This window comes from Burkholderia sp. BDU5, from assembly GCF_001522845.1.
Lineage (GTDB): Bacteria > Pseudomonadota > Gammaproteobacteria > Burkholderiales > Burkholderiaceae > Burkholderia > Burkholderia mayonis.
Genome location: NZ_LOWC01000085.1, coordinates 40,308 through 62,444, shown reverse-complemented (window position 1 = coordinate 62,444; position 22,137 = coordinate 40,308). Strand labels below are relative to the sequence as shown.

Genomic DNA, 22,137 nt, shown 5'->3' with positions numbered 1-22,137 from the left:
CGCCGCAGCACGAGAAAGCAATTAGAAAGACGAAATGAAAGCGTTTCGCCGGATTGTTCGCAATAAACCCGGCAGTCCGCGAATTTTCGTCGCGCTACGAAGCTTCGGATAGCCCCAAACCGCCGGCCGTTACCTATACTCGAAACAACCGGCTGCCCCGCACGCGACCGGGCCAAGCAAGAAAGGAGACACGCATGTCGACATACTTCACGATCGCCGACTTCATCCTGCTGATCCCGATGGCGCTCGCCGGCGCGCTGTTCCTCGGCGCGATCCCGTGCGCGACCGAATTCCGTCACAACGTGCTGCGCGTGCTCGGCGCGATGCTCGGCATGGCCGTCGCCGTGCTGCTGGTCGAAGGGCTCCCCGCGCTGATCTAGCCGCGACGCACGCGCCACGCACATCCGCCTGCGCCGCATTCGGCACGCGAAAGCGGGCGGCAGGCACGTCGTCAGGATGACTACCGATCAGATCGCCTGATCGGTGGACGGCTTTTCCCACAAGTTGATCCCACCTTCCGTCGCATAGCGATCGATCTCGGCGATCTCATCGTCGCTGAATGCGAGCTGCTGGAGCGCCGCCACGTTTTCGCGCACCTGCTCCGCGCGGCTCGCGCCGATCAGCGCCGACGTCACGCGCGGATCGCGCAGCACCCACGCGAGCGCCATCTGCGCGAGACTCTGGCCGCGCCGCTGCGCGATCTCGTTCAGCTTGCGCACGTGCTCGAGGTTCTGCGCGCTCAGGTGACCGTCCTTCAATGATCCGCCGCCCGGCTTGTTGATGCGCGCATCGGCTGGCACGCCGTTCAGGTACTTCGACGTCAAGAGCCCCTGCGCGAGCGGCGTGAACGCGATGCAGCCGGAACCCGTCCCGTCGAGCGCATCGAGCAGCTCGCGCTCGATCCAGCGATTGAGCAAGTTGTACGCGGGCTGGTGAATCAGGAGCGGCACCTTGTATTCGGCGAGCAGTTTCGCGATCTCGCGCGTCTTCGCCGCCGAATACGACGAGATCCCGATGTAGAGCGCCTTGCCCTGCTGGACGGCCGTCGCGAGCGCACTCGCGGTTTCCTCGAGCGGCGTGTGCGCGTCGAAGCGGTGCGAGTAGAAGATGTCGACGTAGTCGAGCCCCATCCGTTGCAGGCTCTGCTCGAGGCTCGCGAGCACGTACTTGCGCGAGCCGCCGCCGCTGCCGTACGGACCGGGCCACATGTCCCAGCCGGCCTTCGTCGAAATCAGGAGTTCGTCGCGATACGGCTTGAAGTCCTCGCGCAGCAGCCGGCCGAAGTTCGTTTCGGCGCTGCCGTACGGCGGCCCGTAGTTGTTCGCGAGATCGAAATGGGTGATGCCGAGGTCGAATGCGGTGCGCAGGATCTCGCGCTGCGTCGAGATCGGCGTCGTGTCGCCGAAGTTGTGCCACAAGCCGAGCGAAAGCGCCGGCAGTTTGAGCCCGGATGTGCCGCATACGCGATACTGCATATCCGCATAGCGTTCGGAAGCTGCTTCGTAGGCCATCTGAATTCCCGTCAGGACGTTGAGCGAGGCCGGACGCGATCCGGCCGGACGAACCTCAGCCGGCCATGTTAGCCAACGATCGCGAATCGTGCAGCAATGCACTGCCGCGATGGACGTGACGGCGGCGCTCCCCTACACTGCGGCGTCTTCATCATCCGTTTCAGCGAGGATTTTCATGACTCGAGCGATTTCCGTTGCGCTCATCGTCGGCGGCGTCGTGCTGCTGTATTTCGGCGGCCAGTCGTTTCATTCGATCAACGACGGCATCGCGCGCTTCTTCACCGGCTCGCCTTCGACGAAGACGACCATGCTGATCGCGGGCGGCGTCGTCGCGACGCTCGTCGGGCTGATCGGCCTGTCGATGCCGAGCGGCAAGCGCTGACGCGCTCGTGCTTTCGGCATTGCCCCCAAGACGAAAACGGGCGGCCCGCATGCGGGCCGCCCGGTCGTTGTCCGATCATCAGTTGCTTGCACGCGATGCAAGGCCGTGCGCATCCGATTCCGCATGAAACGAACGCGCGGCACGCGACGCATCGCTAATCGCGAATCGCGCCGCCCCCCGCCGCCGCGAACGGCGAACTAGAAGCGCACTTCCGGCTTCGACGCCGAGCGCGAGCCCGGAACCGGTCGATTGCTGTCGCCGTGGTACGTGAACACAAGCGAGAACTTCACCTGATCGGTGCGGTTCTGACCCGCCGAATGCAGCGTGTTGCAGTGGAAGAACACGACGTCGCCCGCGGCGAGTTCCGGACACACCGCCTGGTCGATCAACTGCCGGTTCGCCGGCACGTCGCTGCGGAAGAACTTCGCTTCGTCGAAGCTTTCCGGCCCGAATTCCGCGCCATGCGAGCCCGGCACGAGCCACAGCGCGCCATTCTCGTTTGTCTCCGCCCCGAGCGCGAGCCACACGGACACGAGGTCCGGACGCTCGAACGACCAGTAGCGCACATCGCGATGCCAGCCGGTCAGGCTGCCGTATGCCGGATGCTTCGTCATCATGCAGTTGTGATGCGCGCGCGACAGAACCGGCGTCTCGCCGAAATACATGCGCATCCACGCGGCGATCTCCGGCGCCGTCGCGCGCTCGGCGAACGCCTTGTCGCGCGCGTACGCGTCGAGCAGCCGCCGCACCGTATGGCCGCCCGGTGCGTGCCGCGATTCGGGCGCGCCCGGATAGCGCAAGTCGGCCTCGAATTCGAGCGGCTGCGCCGCTTCGCGCAATTGCCGCTCGGCAATCGCCTTCAATTGCGCGCACCGCTCGGGTGCGACGAGCCCCGGAGCGACGACGAAGCCGCGCTCGCGCAGCGTCTGGACCTGCGTGTGAATCAACTCCGGGTGCAAGGAAGACATGGGATGTTCGGCATAATTTTTATCAACGATCGATTGTAAAGCGGACGTGCGCGACATGCTCGGCTACGATGCCGGCAAGCGAAAAACGGCGCACGATCGCAGCGGCGAATTTGATGTAACGCAAAGGAACTGTCGGCCGCGCGCGCGCCACTAAGTTCGGCAGGTTCGCGCGCCACGCGCCTGCGCGCAAGGGTCAGCGCGACTTTTGGGCGTCACGAATCGCCTGTAGTCTCGGCGCACCTGCTAGTTTTCGCGGGCAGCGGCGCACCGATGCTTTCGGTACGATGGGTTCGACCCGTGCCGCATAACGGCCGTTTTTACATTCGCGCCCCGAAATGGGCGCAATCTACGAGCGAATTATTTTCGTCATGCCTTTCCGACTGACTTCCCGTCTTCACCGCACCCCGAAGAGCGCGCCGTCGGCGCCGCACCGGATCGTGCGCGCGTTGCGTCACCACAGCGCCCGAGCGAGCGTGCTCGCCGAGCGCGCTCGCCAGCACCAGCTGCGGCTCGACGGCCTGCGCGCGTGGCTGCACGCGGTCCTGTCGCTGATGAGTGCGCATGCGGCGGCACGCCGCACCGCGCTGCGCTCGCTGCTGCAAAAGCCGGCGTTGCGACTGCGCGCGCCGTCGCTGCATCGCGCGAGCGTCGTGCCGCCCCGGATCAACCGGCCGCGCCGTCTCGCAGCGAGCACCGGCTGGTTCGTGTTCGCCGCGCGCTGAACGCGCGAAGCACGCGGCAATTCGCCGCGTCCTGCAAACCGCATGCCGCGACGAACGCAGGCAAGGCCGAAGCAGGACGCGAGCGAAGCCGAAATGAAAAAACCCCGGTCTCGACCGGGGTTTTTGTTTGCTACGGCGAACCGTGCGTCAGGCGACTTGCACGGCCGGCTCGACGCCAGCCGCTTCGGCGAGCACGAGCGCCTTGTCGGCGGCTTCCCACGAGAATTCCGGCTCTTCGCGGCCGAAGTGGCCGTAGGCGGCGGTCTTCTCGTAGATCGGCCGCAACAGGTCGAGCATCTGGATGATGCCCTTCGGACGCAGGTCGAAGTGCTCGCGGACGAGCTTCGTGATCGTCTCGTCGGACACGCGGCCCGTGCCGAACGTATTGACCATCACCGAGGTCGGCTCGGCGACGCCGATCGCGTACGACACCTGGATCAGCGCACGCGACGCGAGGCCCGCTGCGACGATGTTCTTCGCAACGTAGCGGCCCGCGTAAGCGGCCGAGCGGTCGACCTTCGACGGATCCTTGCCCGAGAACGCACCGCCGCCGTGCGGGGCCGCGCCGCCGTACGTGTCGACGATGATCTTGCGGCCGGTCAGCCCGCAGTCGCCTTGCGGGCCACCGATCACGAAGCGGCCGGTCGGGTTCACGAGGAACTTGATGTCGCCCTTGATCAGGTCGGCGGGCAGCGTCGGCTTGATGACCTCTTCGATCACCGCTTCACGCAGCGCGGGCAGTTCGATGTCCGGCGCGTGCTGCGTCGACAGCACGACGGTGTCGATCGAATGCGGCTTGCCGTCGACGTAGCGGACCGTCACCTGCGACTTCGCGTCCGGACGCAGCCACGGCAGGCGGCCGTCGCGGCGCAGGTTCGCCTGGCGCTCGACGAGGCGGTGCGACAGGTGGATCGGCAGCGGCATCAGCTCGGGCGTTTCGTCGCACGCGTAGCCGAACATCAGGCCCTGGTCGCCTGCGCCTTGATCGAGGTTGTTGTCGTGCGCACGGTCGACGCCTTGCGCGATGTCCGGCGATTGCTTGTCGTACGCGACGAGCACCGCGCAGCCCCGGTAGTCGATGCCGTAATCGGTGTTGTCGTAGCCGATGCGCTTGATCGTGTCGCGGGCGATCTGGATGTAGTCGATGTTCGCCGTCGTCGTGATTTCACCGGCCAGAACGACGAGGCCCGTGTTGCACAGCGTTTCGGCTGCGACACGGGAATACTTGTCTTGCGCGAGGATTGCGTCGAGGATCGCGTCGGAGATTTGGTCTGCGACCTTGTCCGGATGGCCTTCGGAAACGGATTCGGACGTAAAGAGATAATCGTTTGCCACGTTCTCAGGCTCCTGTTGTGGTTACGGTTGAAGTTCACGTAGCCAGCTTCCAGAGGCCCGAAGTGGCGACGCTTTAGCGGATTTCCTGCGCCGTGGACGCTTGTTGCGCCCGCCGGCTTCGCCCCGCAAGTTGTCAGTTAACTCGGCGAAGCCCGTATTATAGCGGCTTTCTCGAATTGTCACAGAGCGTCGATCGTGCTGCTCCTTCCGCTGTCCTTCAACCCTGTTCTCATCGCGCCGGCCGTCCGGATCGACGGAGGATTCGCATGCTAGGCCGTCTCGGCACGCAGCTCGCCATCGCATTCCTCAAATTCCTCGCGGTCCTGCCCTACGGCTTGACCGCGCGCCTCGGCGACGGCCTTGGCTGGCTGCTCTATCGGATCCCCAGCCGGCGAAAGCGCATCGTACACATCAATTTGAAACTTTGCTTCCCTGATTGGAGCGACGCGCGCCGCGAGGAAGTGGCCGGCCGGCACTTCCGGCACGCGATCCGCAGCTACGTCGAGCGCAGCGTTCAGTGGTTCGGCTCCGCGAAAAAGCTCGAAAAATTGATCGAAGTCGACAGCGCGATCGATCTCACCGATCCGAACCTGCCGCCGACGCTCTTCCTCGGCCTGCACTTCGTCGGCATCGAGGCGGGCTCGATCTGGCTCAATCGATCGCTGCAGCGCCGCTGCGGGTCGCTGTACCAGCCGTTCTCGAACCAGACGCTCGAAGCCGTCGCGAAGGCGGCCCGGGGGCGCTTCGACGCCGAGATGGTCGGCCGCGCCGACAGCGCGCGCGTCGTGCTGCGCTGGCTGCGCGACCGCAAGCCGGTGATGCTCGGCGCCGACATGGACTACGGGCTGCGCAACTCGACCTTCGCGCCGTTCTTCGGCGTGCCCGCGTGCACGCTGACCGCGGTCGGCCGGCTCGCGAAGACGGGCCGTGCGCAGGTCGTGCCGTTCATCGGCGAAGTGCTGCCCGATTACAAGGGTTATCGGCTGAAAGTGTTCAAACCTTGGGAAAATTATCCGACGGGCGACGACGGTCTCGACGCGCGCCGGATGAACGCGTTCCTCGAAGCGCAGATCCCGCTGATGCCCGAGCAGTACTACTGGGTGCACAAGCGCTTCAAGACGCGCCCGCCCGGCGAGCCGAGCTTCTATTGACCTCGCCGCCGCGGCATACAATAGCGCCCATGAAACTCTCGTTTACCAAGATGCACGGCGCGGGCAACGACTTCGTCGTGCTCGACGGCTACACCCGCGCGCTGCCCACGCTCACCGACGCGCAGGTGCGCGCGCTCGCCGACCGCCACTTCGGGATCGGCGCCGATCAGCTCTTGCTCGTCGAAAAGCCGACCGTCGAAGGCGCCGATTTCAAATACCGGATCTTCAACTGCGACGGCGGCGAGGTCGAGCACTGCGGCAACGGCGCGCGCTGCTTCGTCAAGTTCGTCCGCGACAACGGGCTCACCGACAAGGCGAGCGTGCGCGTCGAAGTGAAGCACGGTGTGATCACGCTGACGATGCAGGACAACGGCGAGGTCGTCGTCGACATGGGCGCGCCCGTGTTCGAGCCGGCGCGCGTGCCGTTCGACGCGAGCGGCCTCGATGGCCGCCGCGAAGGCGCCGACACGCTGTGGCCGCTCGACGTGAACGGCGCGACGCGCTGGATCTCGGTCGTGTCGATGGGCAATCCGCACGCGGTGCAGATCGTCGACGACGCCGAGGCGTTCCCGGTGCTCGTCGACGGGCCCGCGATCGAGCGCCATCCGCGCTTTGCCCAGCGTGTAAACGCGGGCTTCATGCAAATCCTGTCGCGCCACGAAGTAAAGCTGCGCGTCTACGAGCGCGGCGCGGGCGAGACGCTCGCGTGCGGCACGGGCGCGTGCGCGGCGGTCGCGGCGGGCATCCGTCGCGGGCAACTCGATTCGCCCGTCACGGTCCATACGCATGGCGGCACGCTGACGATCTCGTGGGACGGCGCGCGCGACGAAAGCGCGCCACTGCTGATGGCCGGCCCGGCGACGACCGTCTTCGAAGGCGTGATCGACCTGTCCGTCCGGCCTTTTGTTGTCTGACCTTTCATTTGCTGAAGCTGAACGAAGCGCCATGAACGATCGCGAAGTCGCCGACTACCTGCTCGCCAACCCCGAATTCTTCGCCACGCACGCGGAGCTGCTCGCGACGATCAAGCTCGCGAACCCGCACGGCAAGGCCGCGGTGTCACTGCAGGAGCGGCAAATGGAGATGCTGCGAGACAAGAACAAGCATCTCGAACGCCGGCTCGCCGAGCTGTTGCGCTACGGCCACGAGAACGACGGACTCGCCGCGAAGTTCAACCGCTGGACCGCGCGCGTGATCGCCGAACGCGATCCGTACGCGCTGCCGCGCTCGATCGCGGGCGGCCTCGCCGACGTGTTCGACGTGCCGCAGACGGCGCTCAGGCTCTGGGATGTCGCCGACACCTACGCGCAGGCCGATTTCGCGCGCAACGTCGGCGAGGAAGTGCGCCTCTTCACGAGTAGTCTTGCGACCCCTTATTGCGGAGCGAATACCGGCTTCGAAGCCGCGCAGTGGCTCGCGCCCGCCGCAGCCGCGCCGGCCGTCGACGGCGGCGAAGCGCCTGCCGCGAGCGGCGCCGCCGAGTCGGTCGCGCTGATCGCGCTGCGCGCGCCCGCGGCGGGTGACGGCGCGAGCGCGTTCGGCCTGCTCGTGCTGGGCTCGCCGGACCCGCGGCGCTTCCACGACGGGATGGGCACCGATTTCCTCACGCAGATCGGCACGCTCGCGAGCGCGGCGCTCACGCGCCTGCTGCCTCACTGACGGCCGCGCAGAGCGCCCCGGCACCCGCCCGCCACCCGACATGACCGCCGCCCCGATCGCCGACTACCTGTCGAACCTGCGGCACGTCAGGAAGCTGTCGGACCACACGCTGCGCGCGTACGCGCATGAACTCGACGAGCTGAAGAAACTCGCGAACGGCCGGCCGCTCGAAAGCCTGACGGCCGTCGACGTGCGCGGCGCGGTCGCGCGCGCGCATGCGGGCGGCCTGTCGGCGCGCTCGATCTCGCACCGGCTGTCCGCATGGCGCGCGTTCTACCGCTGGTTCGCGCAGCACGTCGAGATGAACGCGAACCCGGTGGCCACGATCCGCGCGCCGAAGCGCGCGAAGCTGCTGCCGAAGGCATTGTCCGTCGACGATGCGGCCGCGCTGATGGACGCGCCGATGTCCGGCACCGCCGAGGGCGTGCGCGACCACGCGATCCTCGAGCTGTTCTATTCGTCCGGGTTACGGCTCGCCGAGCTGATCGGCCTCGACGTCGCGTACGTGAGAAACGGCGAGCATCGCTCCGAAGGCTGGCTCGACCTCGCCGAAGCGGAAGTCACGGTGCGCGGCAAGGGCGACAAGGAGCGCAAGGTGCCCGTCGGCCGCAAGGCGATCGACGCGCTCAACGCATGGCTCGCGGTGCGCGGCGAGTTCGTGAGGCACGATCCGCATCCGCTCTTCCTGTCGGTGCGCGGCAACCGGATGTCGCCCGGCGTCGTGCGCGAGCGCGTGAAGCGCGCGGCGCGCGCGGCGGGCATCCCGGCGAACGTCCATCCGCACGTGCTGCGCCACTCGTTCGCGACACACGTGCTGCAGTCGAGCGGCGACCTGCGCGCGGTGCAGGAGTTGCTCGGCCACGCGAGCATCTCGGCGACGCAGGTCTATACGTCGCTCGACTTCCAGCATCTCGCAAAGATTTACGACAGCGCGCATCCACGCGCGAAGAAGCGCGACTGACGCGCGTCGCCCACGCTCACCGAATCGCCTTCCGCCGCGTCCGACGCGGCTTTTTCGATCCCGACATGCATACCGTTACGCTCAAGCCGTCCAAAGACAAATCCCTGCTGCGCCGCCATCCGTGGGTCTACGCGAACGCGATCGACCGCGTCGACGGCAAGCCCGCGCCCGGCGCGACCGTCATCGTGCGCGCGCACGACGGGCGTTTCCTCGCGCGCGCGGCGTACAGCCCGCATTCGCAGATCCGGCTGCGTGTGTGGAGCTTCGACGAGGCCGAGCCGATCGACCACGCGTTCTTCAAGCGGCGCGTGCAGCGCGCGATCGCGCATCGCAACGCGATGATCTCGGGGACGGGCGCGGTGCGGCTCGTCTTCGGCGAGGCGGACGGCCTGCCGGGGCTCATCGTCGATTACTACATGGCGGCGCAAGTCCTCTCGGGAGGCACCGCAGCGCACGCTGTCAAAGAAGGTGCGGCGGCGCAAACCACATCGAACGACGGCACCGCCGGCGCGGGCCGCGCGCAGCTCGTCTGCCAGTTCATGGCGGCGGGCGTCGAGCAGTGGAAGGACGCGATCGTCGCGGCGCTCGTCGCCGCGACCGGCTGCCCGAACGTCTACGAGCGCTCGGACGTGTCGATCCGCGAGAAAGAAGGCCTCGAACAGACGACCGGCGTGCTCGCCGGCGATGCGCCGCCCGACACGCTGATCACGAACGAGAACGGCGTGCTGTATCACGTCGACGTCCGCAACGGCCACAAGACGGGCTTCTACGTCGACCAGCGCGACAACCGCGCGCTCGTCGCGCAGTACGCGCGCGATCGCGACGTGCTGAACTGCTTCTGCTACACGGGCGGCTTCTCGCTCGCGGCGCTGAAAGGCGGCGCGAAGCGGGTCGTGTCGATCGATTCGTCGGGCGACGCGCTCGCGCTCGCGCGGCAGAACGTCGCGACGAATGGCTTCGACGCGGCGCGCGCCGAGTGGCTCGACGCGGATGCGTTCAAGACGCTGCGCCGTCTCGTCGAAGACGGCGAGCGCTTCGACCTCATCGTGCTCGATCCGCCGAAATTCGCGCCGACCCGCGACAGCGTCGACCGCGCCGCGCGCGCCTACAAGGACATCAACCTGAGCGGCTTCAAGCTGCTGCGCCCAGGCGGCCTCTTGTTCACGTACTCGTGCTCCGGCGCGATCGACATGGACCTGTTCCAGAAGATCGTCGCGGGCGCGGCGGCCGACGCGAAAGTCGACGCGCGGATCCTGAAGCGCCTCGGCGCGGGCGTCGACCACCCGCTGCTGACCGCGTTCCCCGAAGGCGAATATCTGAAAGGGCTGCTGTTGCAAATCGCGTGATCGCCCCGATCTGAACGGGCGACGTAGTGCGAGCCCGCGCCGCCCTGGCCGTCCGGCCGGCGGCGGGGGCTTGACAGATATGTTTCAATAAACGATTGAGCGCCCGGGAAGTCTCGCCGGGCGCGCTGTTTTTTCAGCGGTTTTGACCCCGTTTCACGAACCACAGGCGATCGACGACATGGCCATTCCCGTCACTATCCTCACCGGCTTCCTCGGCAGCGGCAAGACCACGCTGCTCAAGCGCATCCTGAACGAACAGCACGGCATGAAGATCGCCGTGATCGAAAACGAGTTCGGCGAGGAGAACATCGACAACGAGATCCTCGTCCAGGAATCGAACGAGCAGATCATCCAGATGAGCAATGGCTGCATCTGCTGCACGATCCGCGGCGACCTCGCGCGCGCGCTCGCCGACCTCGCCGCGAAGAAGCGCGACGGCAAGTTCGATTTCGACCGCGTCGTGATCGAGACGACGGGCCTCGCGAATCCGGGCCCCGTCGCGCAGACGTTCTTCATCGATAGCGAAATCGCCGACGAATTCCTGCTCGACGCGGTCATCACGCTCGTCGACGCGAAACACGCCGACGCGCAGCTCGACGAGCACGAGGTCGTGCAGCGCCAGGTCGGCTTCGCGGATCGGCTGTTCATCACGAAGGCGGACCTCGTCGACGACGAGACGGTCTCGGACCTCAAGCACCGCCTGCTGCACATGAACCCGAAGGCGGCGATCAAGGTCGTGAACTTCGGCGACGCGGACATCAAGGAGATCTTCGACCTGCGCGGCTTCAACCTGAACGCGAAGCTCGAGATCGATCCGGACTTCCTCGCCGAAGACGAGCACGAGCACGCGCATCACCACCATCACGACCATGACCGCGACCACGCGCATTGCGACCATGATCACGGCCATTGCGAGCATGATCACGAGCACGGCCATCACAATCACCACCACGCGCATCACGACGACAAGATCAAGTCGTTCGTCTACCGCAACGACCGCCCGTTCGATCCGAACAAGCTCGAGGACTTCCTCGGCGGGATCCTGCAGATCTACGGCGAGCGGATGCTCCGCTACAAGGGCGTGCTGTACATGAAGGGCGTCGACCGCAAGGTCGTGTTCCAGGGCGTGCACCAGATGATGGGCAGCGATCTCGCGGCGAAGTGGCTGCCGGCCGAGAAGAAGACCAACAAGATGGTGTTCATCGGCGTCGACCTGCCGCGCGACCTCATCACCGACGGTCTCGACGCCTGTCTCGCGTAAGCGAGCGGCACGGCGCGCGCGGCTCGGATCCGCGCACAGGCTCGCACGATGCGGCCTGCGCGGGACGATTCGAACGGACCGAGCGAGCCGGGCGCGCGAAGTCGGCGCGGCTTCGCCGCCGTCGCCGATCTCGATAGCGCGCGGCCGCCGGACCGCGCGCCGCAAGCCGCAAGCCGCAAGCCGCAAGCCGCAAGCCGCAAGCCGCAGGACCGCAAGACCTTTGACGGGCGAATCGCAGCAACGCAGATCGACTTGGCCGACCGCAAAGCCCACGCGTCACCGCAGCCGCAAGCGGAACGTCCGCGCGTCGGCCACGGGCAAGCCGTCGGCCGCTGCCGCGCGCATGCCGGGAAGGCTGCCGCGCCGGCTGCGGACCGACATGCGGACGTCATCGCTTTTTCCTGATTTGCGGGTTATATTTTCAGGATACCGCTTGATCGGCAGGGGATCGACCCGATACGGCGAGGGCTTGCGATTCAGTTACAATACCTGCCCGCTGGAGAAGGGCGACGGCAGGCCCCATCCTTGCGCGGAGCCTGGGCGGCGCGGTGGTGCGCCGGGGATGGCCGCCCGCCGGTCACGCGCAATCCGGTCCGCCCAAGGGAGTACTGAACGAGATGGGTCCGGTATCCGGAGGCTTTCGGCCCCGCCGCAGCGAATAGCAAACAATTGCAAGGGCTGTTGCGGGTAATCCCAAAGTGCGGGCAATATCCATGGATTCGCCGCACATTGAAGAAGCAAGCAGATGACGAAGAAACTCTTGACCGAAGCCGAAATCCTGAAGATGAGCGACAAGGATTACATGAATGAGGATCAGCTCGCCTTCTTCAAAAATCGGCTCGAACAATTGCAGGCGGAAATTCTCCGCAATGCGGGCCAGACGACCGAGAATCTGCGCGAAACGGTGATCGTGCCGGACCCCGCCGATCGCGCGACGATCGAGGAAGAGCACGCGCTCGAACTGCGCACGCGCGACCGCGAACGGAAGCTTCTCAAGAAGGTCCAGCAGTCGCTCGCCCGCATCGATTCGGGCGATTACGGTTGGTGCGAAGAGACGGGCGAGCCGATCGGCATCCCGCGTCTGCTCGCACGTCCGACGGCCACGCTGTCGCTCGAAGCGCAAGAGCGCCGCGAGCTGCGTCAGAAGCTGTTCGGCGACTGACCTTCCCGGCGCGGCCCGCCTTCCGCGCCCGACACGCTTTGCACAAAGCGCGCGGCCTGCCGCGCGCTTTTGTTTTTCCCGCCGTCGCGCCCTTTCTCCTCGCGGCGACGCCCGTCGCACGCCGCTCTTGATATCGCGGCGCCCGCCCTAAAATGAAGACAATGCGCGTCGAGCCGGCCGCCAGGCCGCGGCTTCCGCGCGCCCCGCATCCCCCGTCTTTCTCGAGGAATACAGATGGAGCAATTTCACGGCACGACGATCGTCTCCGTGCGGCGCGGCGACAAGGTCGCGCTCGGCGGCGACGGCCAGGTCACGCTCGGCAACATCGTGATGAAGGGCGGTGCGCGCAAAGTGCGCCGCATCTATAACAACCAGGTGCTCGTCGGCTTCGCGGGCGGCACGGCCGACGCGTTCTCGCTCCTCGACCGCTTCGAGGCGAAGCTCGAAAAGCACCAGGGCAACCTGACGCGCGCCGCCGTCGAGCTCGCGAAGGACTGGCGCACGGACCGGATGCTGCGCCGTCTCGAAGCGATGCTGATCACGGCCGATGCGAGCACGACGCTCGTCATCACCGGCAACGGCGACGTGCTCGACCCGGAAGGCGGGATCTGCGCGATCGGCTCGGGCGGCGCGTACGCACAGGCCGCCGCGCGCGCGCTCGCGGAGAACACCGATCTGTCCCCGCGCGACATCGTGGAGAAGGCGCTCGAGATCGCGGGCGACATGTGCATCTACACGAATCACAACCGGATCATCGAGACCATCGAGTAAGGACGAAGCAATGAGCACCATGACCCCTGCCGAGATCGTCTCGGAACTCGACAAGCACATCATCGGCCAGGACAAGGCGAAGCGGGCCGTCGCGGTCGCGCTGCGCAACCGCTGGCGCCGCCAGCAGGTTGCCGATCCGCTGCGCACGGAAATCACGCCGAAGAACATCCTGATGATCGGGCCGACGGGCGTCGGCAAGACCGAAATCGCGCGCCGCCTCGCGAAGCTCGCCGATGCGCCGTTCATCAAGATCGAAGCGACCAAGTTCACCGAAGTCGGTTACGTCGGCCGCGACGTCGACAGCATCGTGCGCGACCTGATGGAGACCTCGGTCAAGCAGACGCGCGAAGCGGAAATGCGCAAGGTGCGCAGCAAGGCGACCGACCAGGCCGAGGACCGCATCCTCGACATCCTGCTGCCGCAGCCGCGCGCGGTCGGCTTCGGCGCGAGCGCCGAGCACGCGAACGACGACAACAACGCGACCCGCCAGACGTTCCGCAAGCGCCTGCGCGAAGGCCAGCTCGACGACAAGGACGTCGAGCTCGACATCGAGCAGCCGACGGTCGGCATGGACATCATGGCGCCGCCGGGCATGGAAGAGATGACCGAGCAGATCCGCTCGATGTTCTCGAACCTGGGCGGCGGCAAGAAGACACGCCGCAAGCTGAAGATCAAGGAAGCGCTGAAGCTGCTCACCGACGAGGAAGCGGCGAAGATGCTGAACGAAGAGGAAGTGAAGACGAAGGCCGTGCAGAACGTCGAGCAGAACGGCATCGTGTTCCTCGACGAGATCGACAAGATCACGTCGCGCAACCACGAAGGCGGCGGCGGCGAGGTGTCGCGGCAGGGCGTTCAGCGCGATCTGCTGCCGCTCGTCGAGGGTACGACGATCAACACGAAGTACGGGATGGTGAAGACCGATCACATCCTGTTCATCGCGAGCGGCGCGTTCCATCTCGCGAAGCCGAGCGACCTGATCCCCGAGCTGCAAGGGCGCTTTCCGATCCGCGTCGAGCTCGATTCGCTGTCGGTGAAGGACTTCGAAGCGATTCTCATCGCGACCGACGCGAGCCTCGTCAAGCAGTATCAGGCGCTCCTCGCGACCGAGGACGTGCAGCTCGAGTTCGCCGACGACGGCATCCGCCGGCTCGCCGAGATCGCGTACTCGGTCAACGAGAAGACCGAGAACATCGGCGCGCGGCGTCTCTACACTGTGATCGAGAAGCTGCTCGAGGAAGTGTCGTTCGCGGCGGGCAACCATGCCGGCCAGAGCGTGACGATCGACGCGGCGTACGTCGACCGTGCGCTCGGCGAGGTGTCGAAGGACGAGGATCTGTCGCGCTACGTGCTGTAACGCGAAGCGATTTCGCCGCTGCTGAATGAAAAAAACGGGCAGTCCCTTGCGGGCTGCCCGTTTTTTCGTTTCGGCGCGGCGCGACGCGCACAAGGCGGTACGGGCGCGGTGTCGATGGCGCGGCGGTTGCTGCCGGTCGCCGGCCGTCGCCGCGACACGCCGTGCGCCCGCCGCGCGTCGCCCGCTTACTGCCGCACCGGCTTCTTCGCGAGCTTGCGCTGCAGCGTGCGGCGGTGCATGTTGAGCGCGCGCGCGGTCGCCGAGATGTTGTTGTTGTTCTCCGCGAGCACGCGCTGGATGTGCTCCCATTCGAGCCGGTCGACCGACAGCACGACCGGATTCTCGAGCGCCTCTTCGGCCTGCACTTCGCTCGCGTTCGTCTGCAGCGCGGCGAGGATCGACTCGACGTTCGCCGGCTTCGCGAGATAGTTGTCCGCGCCGTCCTTCACCGCCTGCACCGCGGTCGCGATGCTCGCGTAGCCCGTCAGCACGAGGATCCGCGCATCGGGCTGCAGATCGCACAGCGGCGCGATGAGGCTCAGGCCCGAGTCGTCGCCGAGGTGCAGGTCGACGGTGATGAACTGGAATTTCTCGGCGCCCGCGAGCTTGAGCGCCTCGTCCTTGTTGTGCGCCTGCCGCACCACGTAGCCGCGGCGCTCGAGCCCGCGCGCCAGCGTGCCGGCAAACACTTCGTTGTCGTCGATCACGAGGAAATTCTTGTCGCTCATTTGCATCACTCCGTCTTGTCTATCCGTTTCCGTTCGCCATCTCGGCCGCGACCTGGCGCGCAACCGGCAGCCGCAGGATCGCCCGCGTGCCCCGCGGCTGCGCGGCGGCAAGCTCGATCGAGCCGTCCAAGCGCGCCGCCGCGCTGAACGCCAGATACAGGCCAACCCCATGGCCGCCCTGCGTGCTGTCGACCGGCGCCGCGCCGAGCGCGTCGCGCAACGCAGCCGGGATGCCCGGTCCGTTGTCGCATACTTCGAACTCGATCTCGTCGCGCGCGCCGTCGTGCGCGATCGTTGCCATCAGCGTAACGCGATCGCGGCTCGCGCGCGCGGCATTGTCGAGCAAGATGGTCAGGATCTGGCCGACCGCGACCGTGTCGTCGAGCGCGACGCCCACGGGCTGCGGCCCCCGCCGCTCGAACAGCACGTGCGGATGGCGCAGCCGCCAGTGCTCGACGAACGTGTCGAGCCATTCGGCGGCCGGCTGCCGGCTCGGCCGCTCCGACGCGCGGCTTCTGAGGCGCGCGAGCGCCGACGTGCACTGCGACATCTGCTCCTCGAGCACCTTCAGGTCGGCATCGTAGCGCGCAAGCCCCGCGTCCGTGCGAGCGGCCTCGCGCAATTCCTCGGTCAGCATCGCGATCGTCGACAGCGGCGTGCCCATCTCGTGCGCGACCGTGGCCGCCTGCACGCCGAGCGCGACCGCGCGCTCGTCGCGCAGGAGGGCCTGCTGCGCCTCGCCGAGCGCCGCGTCGCGCTGGCGCAGCGCGCTCGACATCCGCGCGACGAACCACGCGATGAGCCCGACGCTCACCATGAAGTTCACCCACATTCCCGCACGGAAATAATCGAACAGATTCGCCGGATTATCCAGGTTGAGCGGCACCGAATCGAAGCCGAGCGCGAGATAGCAGGCGACCGCGAACGCCGCGAGCCAAATCATCAGGTGCCACGGCAGCACTGCGGCCGCGATCGCGAGCGACGGCAGATAAAGCGACACGAACGGGTTCGTCGTCCCGCCGGACAGGAAGAGAAGCGCCGACAGCGCGCCCAGGTCGACCCACAGCTGGCCGAGCAGCTCGAAGTTGGTCTCGGGCCGCGCGCGCAGCACGCGCACCCACGTGAGCGCGTTGAAGACGATTTCGAGCGCGATCACCATCAGCATCGCGGGCAACGGCAGATGGACGCCGAAATAGGCCTGTACGACGGCGATCGTGACGAGTTGGCCGATGATCGCGAGATTGCGCAACCAGAACAGATGGCTCAGGTTGACGCGTCCGGTGGTGGTGATTCGTTGCATCCGCGCAGTTTACCTTCTTAGTCCTCGCGCGCCGGGCGGTCGCCCCCTTCGCTTGCGGCGACGCGCCGGGCGATCTCGTCGGCGAGACACTCCGGACACAGGCAGCGCGCGCCCGTCGCGGGCTGCGCGCCCGGCGGCAGGCTCGGCATCGCCGCGCACCAGCAGGTGAACGGACGCGTGCGGGCGCCGCAGTCGAATGCGCTGCCGCAGCGCGGGCAGCGCTTGCTGATCAGGCCGGACGAAGCGGCGGGCACGGTCATCGCGGATTGGCCGGGTCGAGCCGGAATGGGCAATAAAGGACGAAAGGGCGAGCATCGGCGCCTGCCGGGACAGCCGCCCCGCGACCTCGACGCGACCGCTCGGCAACCGCCTCGCGGCCGCAGCCGAGCACTACGCCCCTAGCATAAGCGCCGTACGCGGAAATTGCATGCGGATTGCGCAGGAAAACCCCACTTTTCGGTCGGCGACCCGGGGTTGCCGCGCGCGCTTTCCACATCGGCCAAACGGCCAAAAACCCCATGCTGCGCCGCGCCACTCCTGTACAATTCGGCCTGTTTCAACCCGTTTCGCACCAGAGCCGCCGCCATGTCCGAGCCGATCGACCTCTCGCAGATCTCCCCCGTACTGAAAGCCGAAGTCCTCGCGGAGGCGCTGCCTTACATTCGCCGCTACCACGGCAAGACCGTGGTCATCAAATACGGCGGCAACGCGATGACGGAAGAACGGCTCAAGCAAGGCTTCGCGCGCGACGTGATCCTGCTGAAGCTCGTCGGCATCAATCCGGTGATCGTGCACGGCGGCGGCCCGCAGATCGACCAGGCGCTCAAGAAGATCGGCAAGCAGGGCACGTTCATCCAGGGGATGCGCGTCACCGACGAAGAAACGATGGAAGTCGTCGAATGGGTGCTGGGCGGCGAGGTGCAGCAGGACATCGTCACGCTGATCAACCACTTCGGCGGCCACGCAGTCGGCCTGACGGGCAAGGACGGCGGCCTCATCCACGCGCGCAAGCTGATGATGCCGGATCGCGACAACCCGGGCCAGTATGTCGACATCGGCCAGGTCGGCGAGGTCGAGACGATCAACCCGGCTGTCGTGAGGGCGCTGCAGGACGACGCGTTCATCCCGGTGATCTCGCCGATCGGCTTCGGCGAAGACGGCCTCTCGTACAACATCAATGCGGACCTCGTCGCCGGCAAGCTCGCGACCGTGCTGAACGCCGAGAAGCTCGTGATGATGACGAACATTCCCGGCGTGATGGACAAGGAAGGCAACCTGCTGACCGATCTATCCGCGCGCGAAATCGACGCGCTGTTCGAAGACGGCACGATCTCGGGCGGCATGCTGCCGAAGATCTCGTCGGCGCTCGACGCAGCGAAGAGCGGCGTGAAGTCGGTGCACATCGTCGACGGCCGGATCGAGCACTCGGTGCTGCTCGAGATTCTGACCGAGCAGCCGTTCGGCACGATGATCCGCTCGCATTGAGCACACGCCGTCCGCCGCCTCGCGCGGCCTCGCCGCCGGCGGGCGAGCAGACGCCCGAACGCCGGCGCGCGCGGCGCCCCCGCCCGCACGCGGGCGGCCCCGTCTGGCTCTTCGACCTCGACAACACGCTGCACCACGCGTCGCACGCGATCTTCCCGGCGATCAATCAGGCGATGACGCAGTACATCGTCGATATGCTGAAAGTCGAGCGCGCGCAAGCCGATCACCTGCGCACCCACTACACGCGCCGCTACGGCGCGGCGCTCCTCGGCCTCGCACGCCATCATCCGATTGATCCGCACGATTTCCTGAAAGTCGTCCACACGTTCGCCGACTTGCCGTCGATGGTGCGCGCCGAGCGCGGGCTCGCGCGGCTTGTCGCCGCGCTGCCCGGCCGCAAGATCGTGCTGACGAACGCGCCCGAAGCGTACGCGCGCGCCGTGCTGCGCGAGCTGAAGATCGAGCGCCTGTTCGAACGAGTAATCGCGATCGAGCACATGCGCGACCGCCACGCGTGGCGCGCGAAGCCCGACGCGACGATGCTGCGCCGGGCGATGCGCGCCGCGCACGCGCGTCTTTCGGACACGATCCTCGTCGAGGACACGCGCGGCCACCTGAAGCGCTACAAGCGGCTCGGCATCCGCACCGTCTGGATCACGGGGCACCTGCCCCGTCATCTGCCAAGCTACGGACGGCCGCACTATGTCGATCGTCGCATTGGTTCGCTAAAATCGCTGCGATTGGGCACTCGATCGGGGCGACGAAAATGCAGCCGACTCACCCGCAGGATCCGGCAGTAAACGCAGCGGCGGACGACGAACGCAACGCCGCTTCCCGCGCCCGCGCGCGCCCGAAACCGGGCGAGCGCCGCGTGCACATCCTGCGGACGCTCGCGTCGATGCTCGAATCGCCGAAAAGCGAGAAAATCACGACCGCGGCGCTCGCCGCGCGCCTCGACGTATCGGAGGCCGCGCTTTACCGGCATTTCGCGAGCAAGGCGCAGATGTTCGAAGGACTCATCGAATTCATCGAGGGAACGTTCTTCGGGCTCGTCAACCAGATCGCATCGAACGAGCTGAACGGCGTGCTGCAGGCGCGCTCGATCGCGCTGATGCTGCTCAATTTCTCCGCGAAGAATCCCGGCATGACGCGCGTGCTGACGGGCGAGGCGCTCGTCGGCGAGCACGAGCGCCTCGCCGAGCGAGTCAATCAGGTGCTCGAGCGGATCGAGGCGTCGATCAAGCAATGCCTGCGCGTCGCGCTCCTCGAGGCCAACGCCCGCGCCGACGGCGCCGGCGCCCCGCCTGCCGTGCCGCTGCCGGACGACTACGATCCGGCGCTGCGCGCGAGCCTCGTCGTCAGCTACGTGCTCGGCCGCTGGCACCGCTACGCGAAGAGCGGCTTCACGAAAGCGCCCGGCGAGCACGCCGACGCGCAGTTGCGGCTGATCTTGCAGTGACGGGGCGCGGCGCGCCCCGAAGGGCGCCGGCGCGAGGGCCGCGCAGCTCTTGGCTCTCGGCTCTCGGCTCTCGGCTCTCGACTCTCGACTCTCGGCTCTCGGCTCTCGGCTCTCGGCTCTCGGCTCACGATCCACGATTCGCACGCCCGCCCCGGTTCCCGACTCGTCGGCTCCCCGCATCGTGATCTTGCTCCGCGATACGCCGCCCCGTTCCCGCGCCCGATTCACCCCATCAGCCGCCACGCCACATGCAACGCCGGCCCGCATCATCGCGCCGGATCGCCGGTGGCACATGTTTCGATGCGTCGCCGCAATGGCGCCTCACGCCGCCCCCCGCGTCTTGCAGCCCGATCGCCGTCCGCCGCCCGCGCCTCGATCACGCCCGCCCCGACCATAGGCCGCGTCCGCGCATCGCCGCATCCGCGATGCCGAAGTTTTCCCGTTATGCGCCGGATCGCTGGCCGCACATGCGTCAACGCGCCGCTTCGACCGTGCCTCATCCCCGCCGCCGACTCCCAGCAGCCCGATCGCCGTCCACCGCCCGCGCCTCGATCACGCCCGCCCCGACCATGGGCCGCGTCCGCGCATCGCCGCGACACTGAAGTTTTTCCGTTATACTTGCCCGACTGTCGTCGCCGCCTTTCGGTGACGCTCGGGAAGCGCGCCGATTTGCTGACTCGATTGCGGGCGCGCGAACTGGCCGGGGCTGCGTCCCGGCGGTTCACTACAAATGCGGCTAAAGAGGTCGTCAGCCGGCTCCCCGCTTCCCGCGCACGCCCGACAACCCCATTTAGCCGCCCAGTCATAAGGCGGAACGAATGGAATCGATCGGCATCGTCGCTCCACAAACCATGCATTTCGCCGAACCGCTGCGCCTGCAAAGCGGCAGCGTGCTCGGCAGCTATCAACTCGTCGTCGAGACCTACGGCGAGCTCAACGCTGCGCGCTCGAACGCGGTGCTCGTCTGCCACGCGCTCAACGCGTCGCACCACGTCGCGGGCGTCCATGCGGACGATCCGCGCAGCACCGGCTGGTGGGACAACATGGTCGGACCGGGCAAGCCGCTCGATACGAACCGCTTCTTCGTGATCGGCGTGAACAATCTCGGCTCGTGTTTCGGCTCGACCGGACCGATGAGCATCGATCCCGCGACAGGCGCGCCGTACGGCGCGCGCTTTCCGGTCGTGACGGTCGAGGACTGGGTGCACACGCAGGCGCGCGTCGCCGACGCGTTCGGCATCGAGCGCTTCGCCGCGGTGATGGGCGGCAGCCTCGGCGGAATGCAGGCGCTCGCGTGGAGCCTGCTGTATCCGGAGCGCGTCGCGCACTGCATCGACATCGCGTCGACGCCAAAGCTGTCCGCGCAGAACATCGCGTTCAACGAGGTCGCGCGCTCGGCGATCCTGTCGGACCCGGATTTCCACGGCGGCGACTATTACGCGCACGGCGTGAAGCCGCGGCGTGGCCTGCGCGTCGCGCGGATGATCGGCCACATCACGTATTTGTCCGACGACGACATGGCCGAGAAATTCGGGCGCGCGCTGCGCCGCGCGGACGGCGCGCTCGACGCGTACAACTTCAACTTCGACGTCGAATTCGAAGTCGAGTCGTACCTGCGCTACCAGGGCGACAAATTCGCCGACTACTTCGATGCGAACACCTACCTGCTCATCACGCGCGCGCTCGACTACTTCGATCCTGCAAAGGCGTTCGGCGGCAACCTGACAGCGGCGCTCGCACACACGACGGCGAAGTACCTCGTCGTGAGCTTCGCGACCGACTGGCGCTTCGCGCCCGTGCGCTCGCGCGAGATCGTGAAGGCGCTGCTCGACAACCGGCGCTTGGTGTCGTACGGGGAGATCGATGCGCCGCACGGGCACGACGCGTTCCTGCTCGACGACGCGCGCTATCACAACCTGGTGCGCGCCTATTACGAACGGATTGCCGAGGAGGTGGGCGCATGAATCAACAAGCGCTGAACATGCTGTCCGCGCGCGCGGACTTTCGCGCGATCGCGCGCTGGGTCGAGCCGCGCTCGACGGTGCTCGATCTCGGCTGCGGCGACGGGTCGCTGCTGTCGCTGTTGACCGAAGAACTCGAAGTGTCCGGCTACGGCGTGGAAATCAACGACGCCGGCGTGCTCGCGAGCGTGAAGAACGGCATCAACGTGATCCAGCAAAACCTCGAGGACGGTCTGCGTCTTTTCGAAGACCACAGCTTCGATTTCGCAATCCTGTCGCAGACGCTGCAGACGATTCACCAGACGGCCGCGATCCTGCGCGAGACGGCGCGCGTCGGCCGCGAATGCATCGTGTCGTTCCCGAACTTCGGCTATTGGGCGCACCGGCTGTCGGTGCTGCGCGGGCGCATGCCGGTGTCGAAATCGCTGCCTTATCAATGGCACAACACGCCGAACGTGCGGGTGCTGACCATCAAGGATTTCGAAGCGCTCGCGCCGGAGGTCGGCGTCGAGATCCTCGATCGCGCGGTGCTGCACGAAGGGCAGCCGATTCGATGGGGAGTGAACTGGCGTGGTAGTCTTGCGGTCTACCGCGTCAAGCGGAGACAACCCTAGTATCGTT

23 protein-coding genes are annotated in these 22,137 nt (G+C 66.7%); 17 read left to right on the top strand and 6 right to left on the bottom strand.

Translation table 11 applies throughout. The features are described from left to right. Positions 1-194: 194 nt before the first annotated feature. Entirely contained in the window at positions 195-380 is a 186-nt protein-coding gene (locus tag WS69_RS14835; RefSeq protein WP_059471508.1) for a hypothetical protein, read from the top strand. 87 nt (positions 381-467) lie between these two features. On the opposite strand, the gene mgrA is transcribed toward WS69_RS14835, so the two are convergent. Next, entirely contained in the window at positions 468-1,511 is a 1,044-nt protein-coding gene (gene mgrA / locus WS69_RS14830) for an L-glyceraldehyde 3-phosphate reductase (protein WP_059471507.1), read from the bottom strand. A 175-nt stretch (positions 1,512-1,686) separates the two neighbouring features. Here mgrA and WS69_RS14825 point away from each other — a divergent pair, with 175 nt between their 5' ends. Further along, positions 1,687-1,893, top strand: coding sequence for a DUF3185 family protein (locus WS69_RS14825; RefSeq protein WP_059471506.1), 207 nt, complete (start codon positions 1,687-1,689; stop codon positions 1,891-1,893). 197 nt (positions 1,894-2,090) lie between these two features. On the opposite strand, the gene WS69_RS14820 is transcribed toward WS69_RS14825, so the two are convergent. After that, the gene (locus WS69_RS14820; protein ID WP_059471505.1) at positions 2,091-2,861 is read right to left on the bottom strand and encodes a phytanoyl-CoA dioxygenase family protein; all 771 of its coding nucleotides are present in this window, start codon (positions 2,859-2,861) and stop codon (positions 2,091-2,093) included. A 368-nt stretch (positions 2,862-3,229) separates the two neighbouring features. Between WS69_RS14820 and WS69_RS14815 the strand changes: the two genes are divergently transcribed. After that, positions 3,230-3,583: a hypothetical protein gene (locus WS69_RS14815; RefSeq protein ID WP_059471532.1), complete on the top strand. Its 354-nt coding sequence runs from the start codon at positions 3,230-3,232 to the stop codon at positions 3,581-3,583. Positions 3,584-3,730: 147 nt separating this feature from the next. Here WS69_RS14815 and metK read toward each other — a convergent pair whose 3' ends face one another. Next, on the bottom strand, positions 3,731-4,918 hold the full coding sequence (gene metK / locus WS69_RS14810) for a methionine adenosyltransferase (RefSeq protein ID WP_059471504.1): 1,188 nt from the start codon (positions 4,916-4,918) through the stop codon (positions 3,731-3,733). A gap of 266 nt (positions 4,919-5,184) precedes the next feature. Between metK and WS69_RS14805 the strand changes: the two genes are divergently transcribed. From WS69_RS14805 to hslU, 9 genes are all read left to right on the top strand, one after another. After that, entirely contained in the window at positions 5,185-6,069 is an 885-nt protein-coding gene (locus tag WS69_RS14805) for a lipid A biosynthesis lauroyl acyltransferase (protein WP_059471503.1), read from the top strand. Between the two features lie 29 nt (positions 6,070-6,098). Next, positions 6,099-6,983: a diaminopimelate epimerase gene (dapF, locus tag WS69_RS14800; protein ID WP_059471502.1), complete on the top strand. Its 885-nt coding sequence runs from the start codon at positions 6,099-6,101 to the stop codon at positions 6,981-6,983. Between the two features lie 31 nt (positions 6,984-7,014). Further along, complete coding sequence (locus tag WS69_RS14795; protein WP_059471501.1) at positions 7,015-7,728, top strand: DUF484 family protein; 714 nt, start codon at positions 7,015-7,017, stop codon at positions 7,726-7,728. Positions 7,729-7,768: 40 nt separating this feature from the next. Then, on the top strand, positions 7,769-8,689 hold the full coding sequence (xerC, locus tag WS69_RS14790; protein ID WP_059471500.1) for a tyrosine recombinase XerC: 921 nt from the start codon (positions 7,769-7,771) through the stop codon (positions 8,687-8,689). A 65-nt stretch (positions 8,690-8,754) separates the two neighbouring features. Further along, a complete protein-coding gene (locus WS69_RS14785) occupies positions 8,755-10,035 on the top strand; it encodes a class I SAM-dependent rRNA methyltransferase (protein ID WP_059471499.1) in 1,281 nt (426 codons plus the stop codon). A 178-nt stretch (positions 10,036-10,213) separates the two neighbouring features. Then, positions 10,214-11,296: a CobW family GTP-binding protein gene (locus WS69_RS14780; RefSeq protein ID WP_059471498.1), complete on the top strand. Its 1,083-nt coding sequence runs from the start codon at positions 10,214-10,216 to the stop codon at positions 11,294-11,296. A gap of 745 nt (positions 11,297-12,041) precedes the next feature. After that, positions 12,042-12,458 carry an RNA polymerase-binding protein DksA gene (gene dksA, locus WS69_RS14770; protein WP_059471496.1) on the top strand — a complete coding sequence of 139 codons (417 nt, stop codon included), beginning with the start codon at positions 12,042-12,044 and terminating at the stop codon, positions 12,456-12,458. A 234-nt stretch (positions 12,459-12,692) separates the two neighbouring features. After that, positions 12,693-13,229, top strand: coding sequence for an ATP-dependent protease subunit HslV (gene hslV, locus WS69_RS14765; protein WP_059471495.1), 537 nt, complete (start codon positions 12,693-12,695; stop codon positions 13,227-13,229). 10 nt (positions 13,230-13,239) lie between these two features. Continuing rightward, positions 13,240-14,583 (top strand): ATP-dependent protease ATPase subunit HslU, encoded by a 1,344-nt coding sequence (gene hslU / locus WS69_RS14760; protein WP_059471494.1) that lies wholly within the window; start codon positions 13,240-13,242, stop codon positions 14,581-14,583. Between the two features lie 185 nt (positions 14,584-14,768). On the opposite strand, the gene WS69_RS14755 is transcribed toward hslU, so the two are convergent. From WS69_RS14755 to WS69_RS14745, 3 genes are read right to left on the bottom strand one after another with little or no spacing between them, the layout of a single operon-like run. After that, positions 14,769-15,311 (bottom strand): response regulator transcription factor, encoded by a 543-nt coding sequence (locus WS69_RS14755; RefSeq protein ID WP_010100880.1) that lies wholly within the window; start codon positions 15,309-15,311, stop codon positions 14,769-14,771. 19 nt (positions 15,312-15,330) lie between these two features. Beyond that, a complete protein-coding gene (locus WS69_RS14750; protein ID WP_059471493.1) occupies positions 15,331-16,611 on the bottom strand; it encodes an ATP-binding protein in 1,281 nt (426 codons plus the stop codon). Between the two features lie 17 nt (positions 16,612-16,628). After that, complete coding sequence (locus tag WS69_RS14745) at positions 16,629-16,871, bottom strand: cysteine-rich CWC family protein (protein ID WP_059471492.1); 243 nt, start codon at positions 16,869-16,871, stop codon at positions 16,629-16,631. Positions 16,872-17,196: 325 nt separating this feature from the next. Between WS69_RS14745 and argB the strand changes: the two genes are divergently transcribed. From argB to metW, 5 genes are all read left to right on the top strand, one after another. Continuing rightward, complete coding sequence (gene argB / locus WS69_RS14740; protein WP_059471491.1) at positions 17,197-18,096, top strand: acetylglutamate kinase; 900 nt, start codon at positions 17,197-17,199, stop codon at positions 18,094-18,096. Further along, positions 18,093-18,896 (top strand): pyrimidine 5'-nucleotidase, encoded by an 804-nt coding sequence (locus WS69_RS14735; RefSeq protein WP_059471490.1) that lies wholly within the window; start codon positions 18,093-18,095, stop codon positions 18,894-18,896. The genes argB and WS69_RS14735 overlap by 4 nt, the downstream gene beginning before the upstream one ends. Next, positions 18,863-19,555, top strand: a complete 693-nt coding sequence (slmA, locus tag WS69_RS14730) for a nucleoid occlusion factor SlmA (RefSeq protein WP_059471489.1) — start codon at positions 18,863-18,865, stop codon at positions 19,553-19,555. The genes WS69_RS14735 and slmA overlap by 34 nt, the downstream gene beginning before the upstream one ends. A gap of 818 nt (positions 19,556-20,373) precedes the next feature. Further along, positions 20,374-21,519, top strand: a complete 1,146-nt coding sequence (gene metX / locus WS69_RS14725; RefSeq protein ID WP_059471488.1) for a homoserine O-succinyltransferase MetX — start codon at positions 20,374-20,376, stop codon at positions 21,517-21,519. Next, on the top strand, positions 21,516-22,130 hold the full coding sequence (metW, locus tag WS69_RS14720) for a methionine biosynthesis protein MetW (protein ID WP_059471487.1): 615 nt from the start codon (positions 21,516-21,518) through the stop codon (positions 22,128-22,130). Before metX ends, metW begins: the two co-directional genes overlap by 4 nt. Positions 22,131-22,137: the final 7 nt, after the last annotated feature.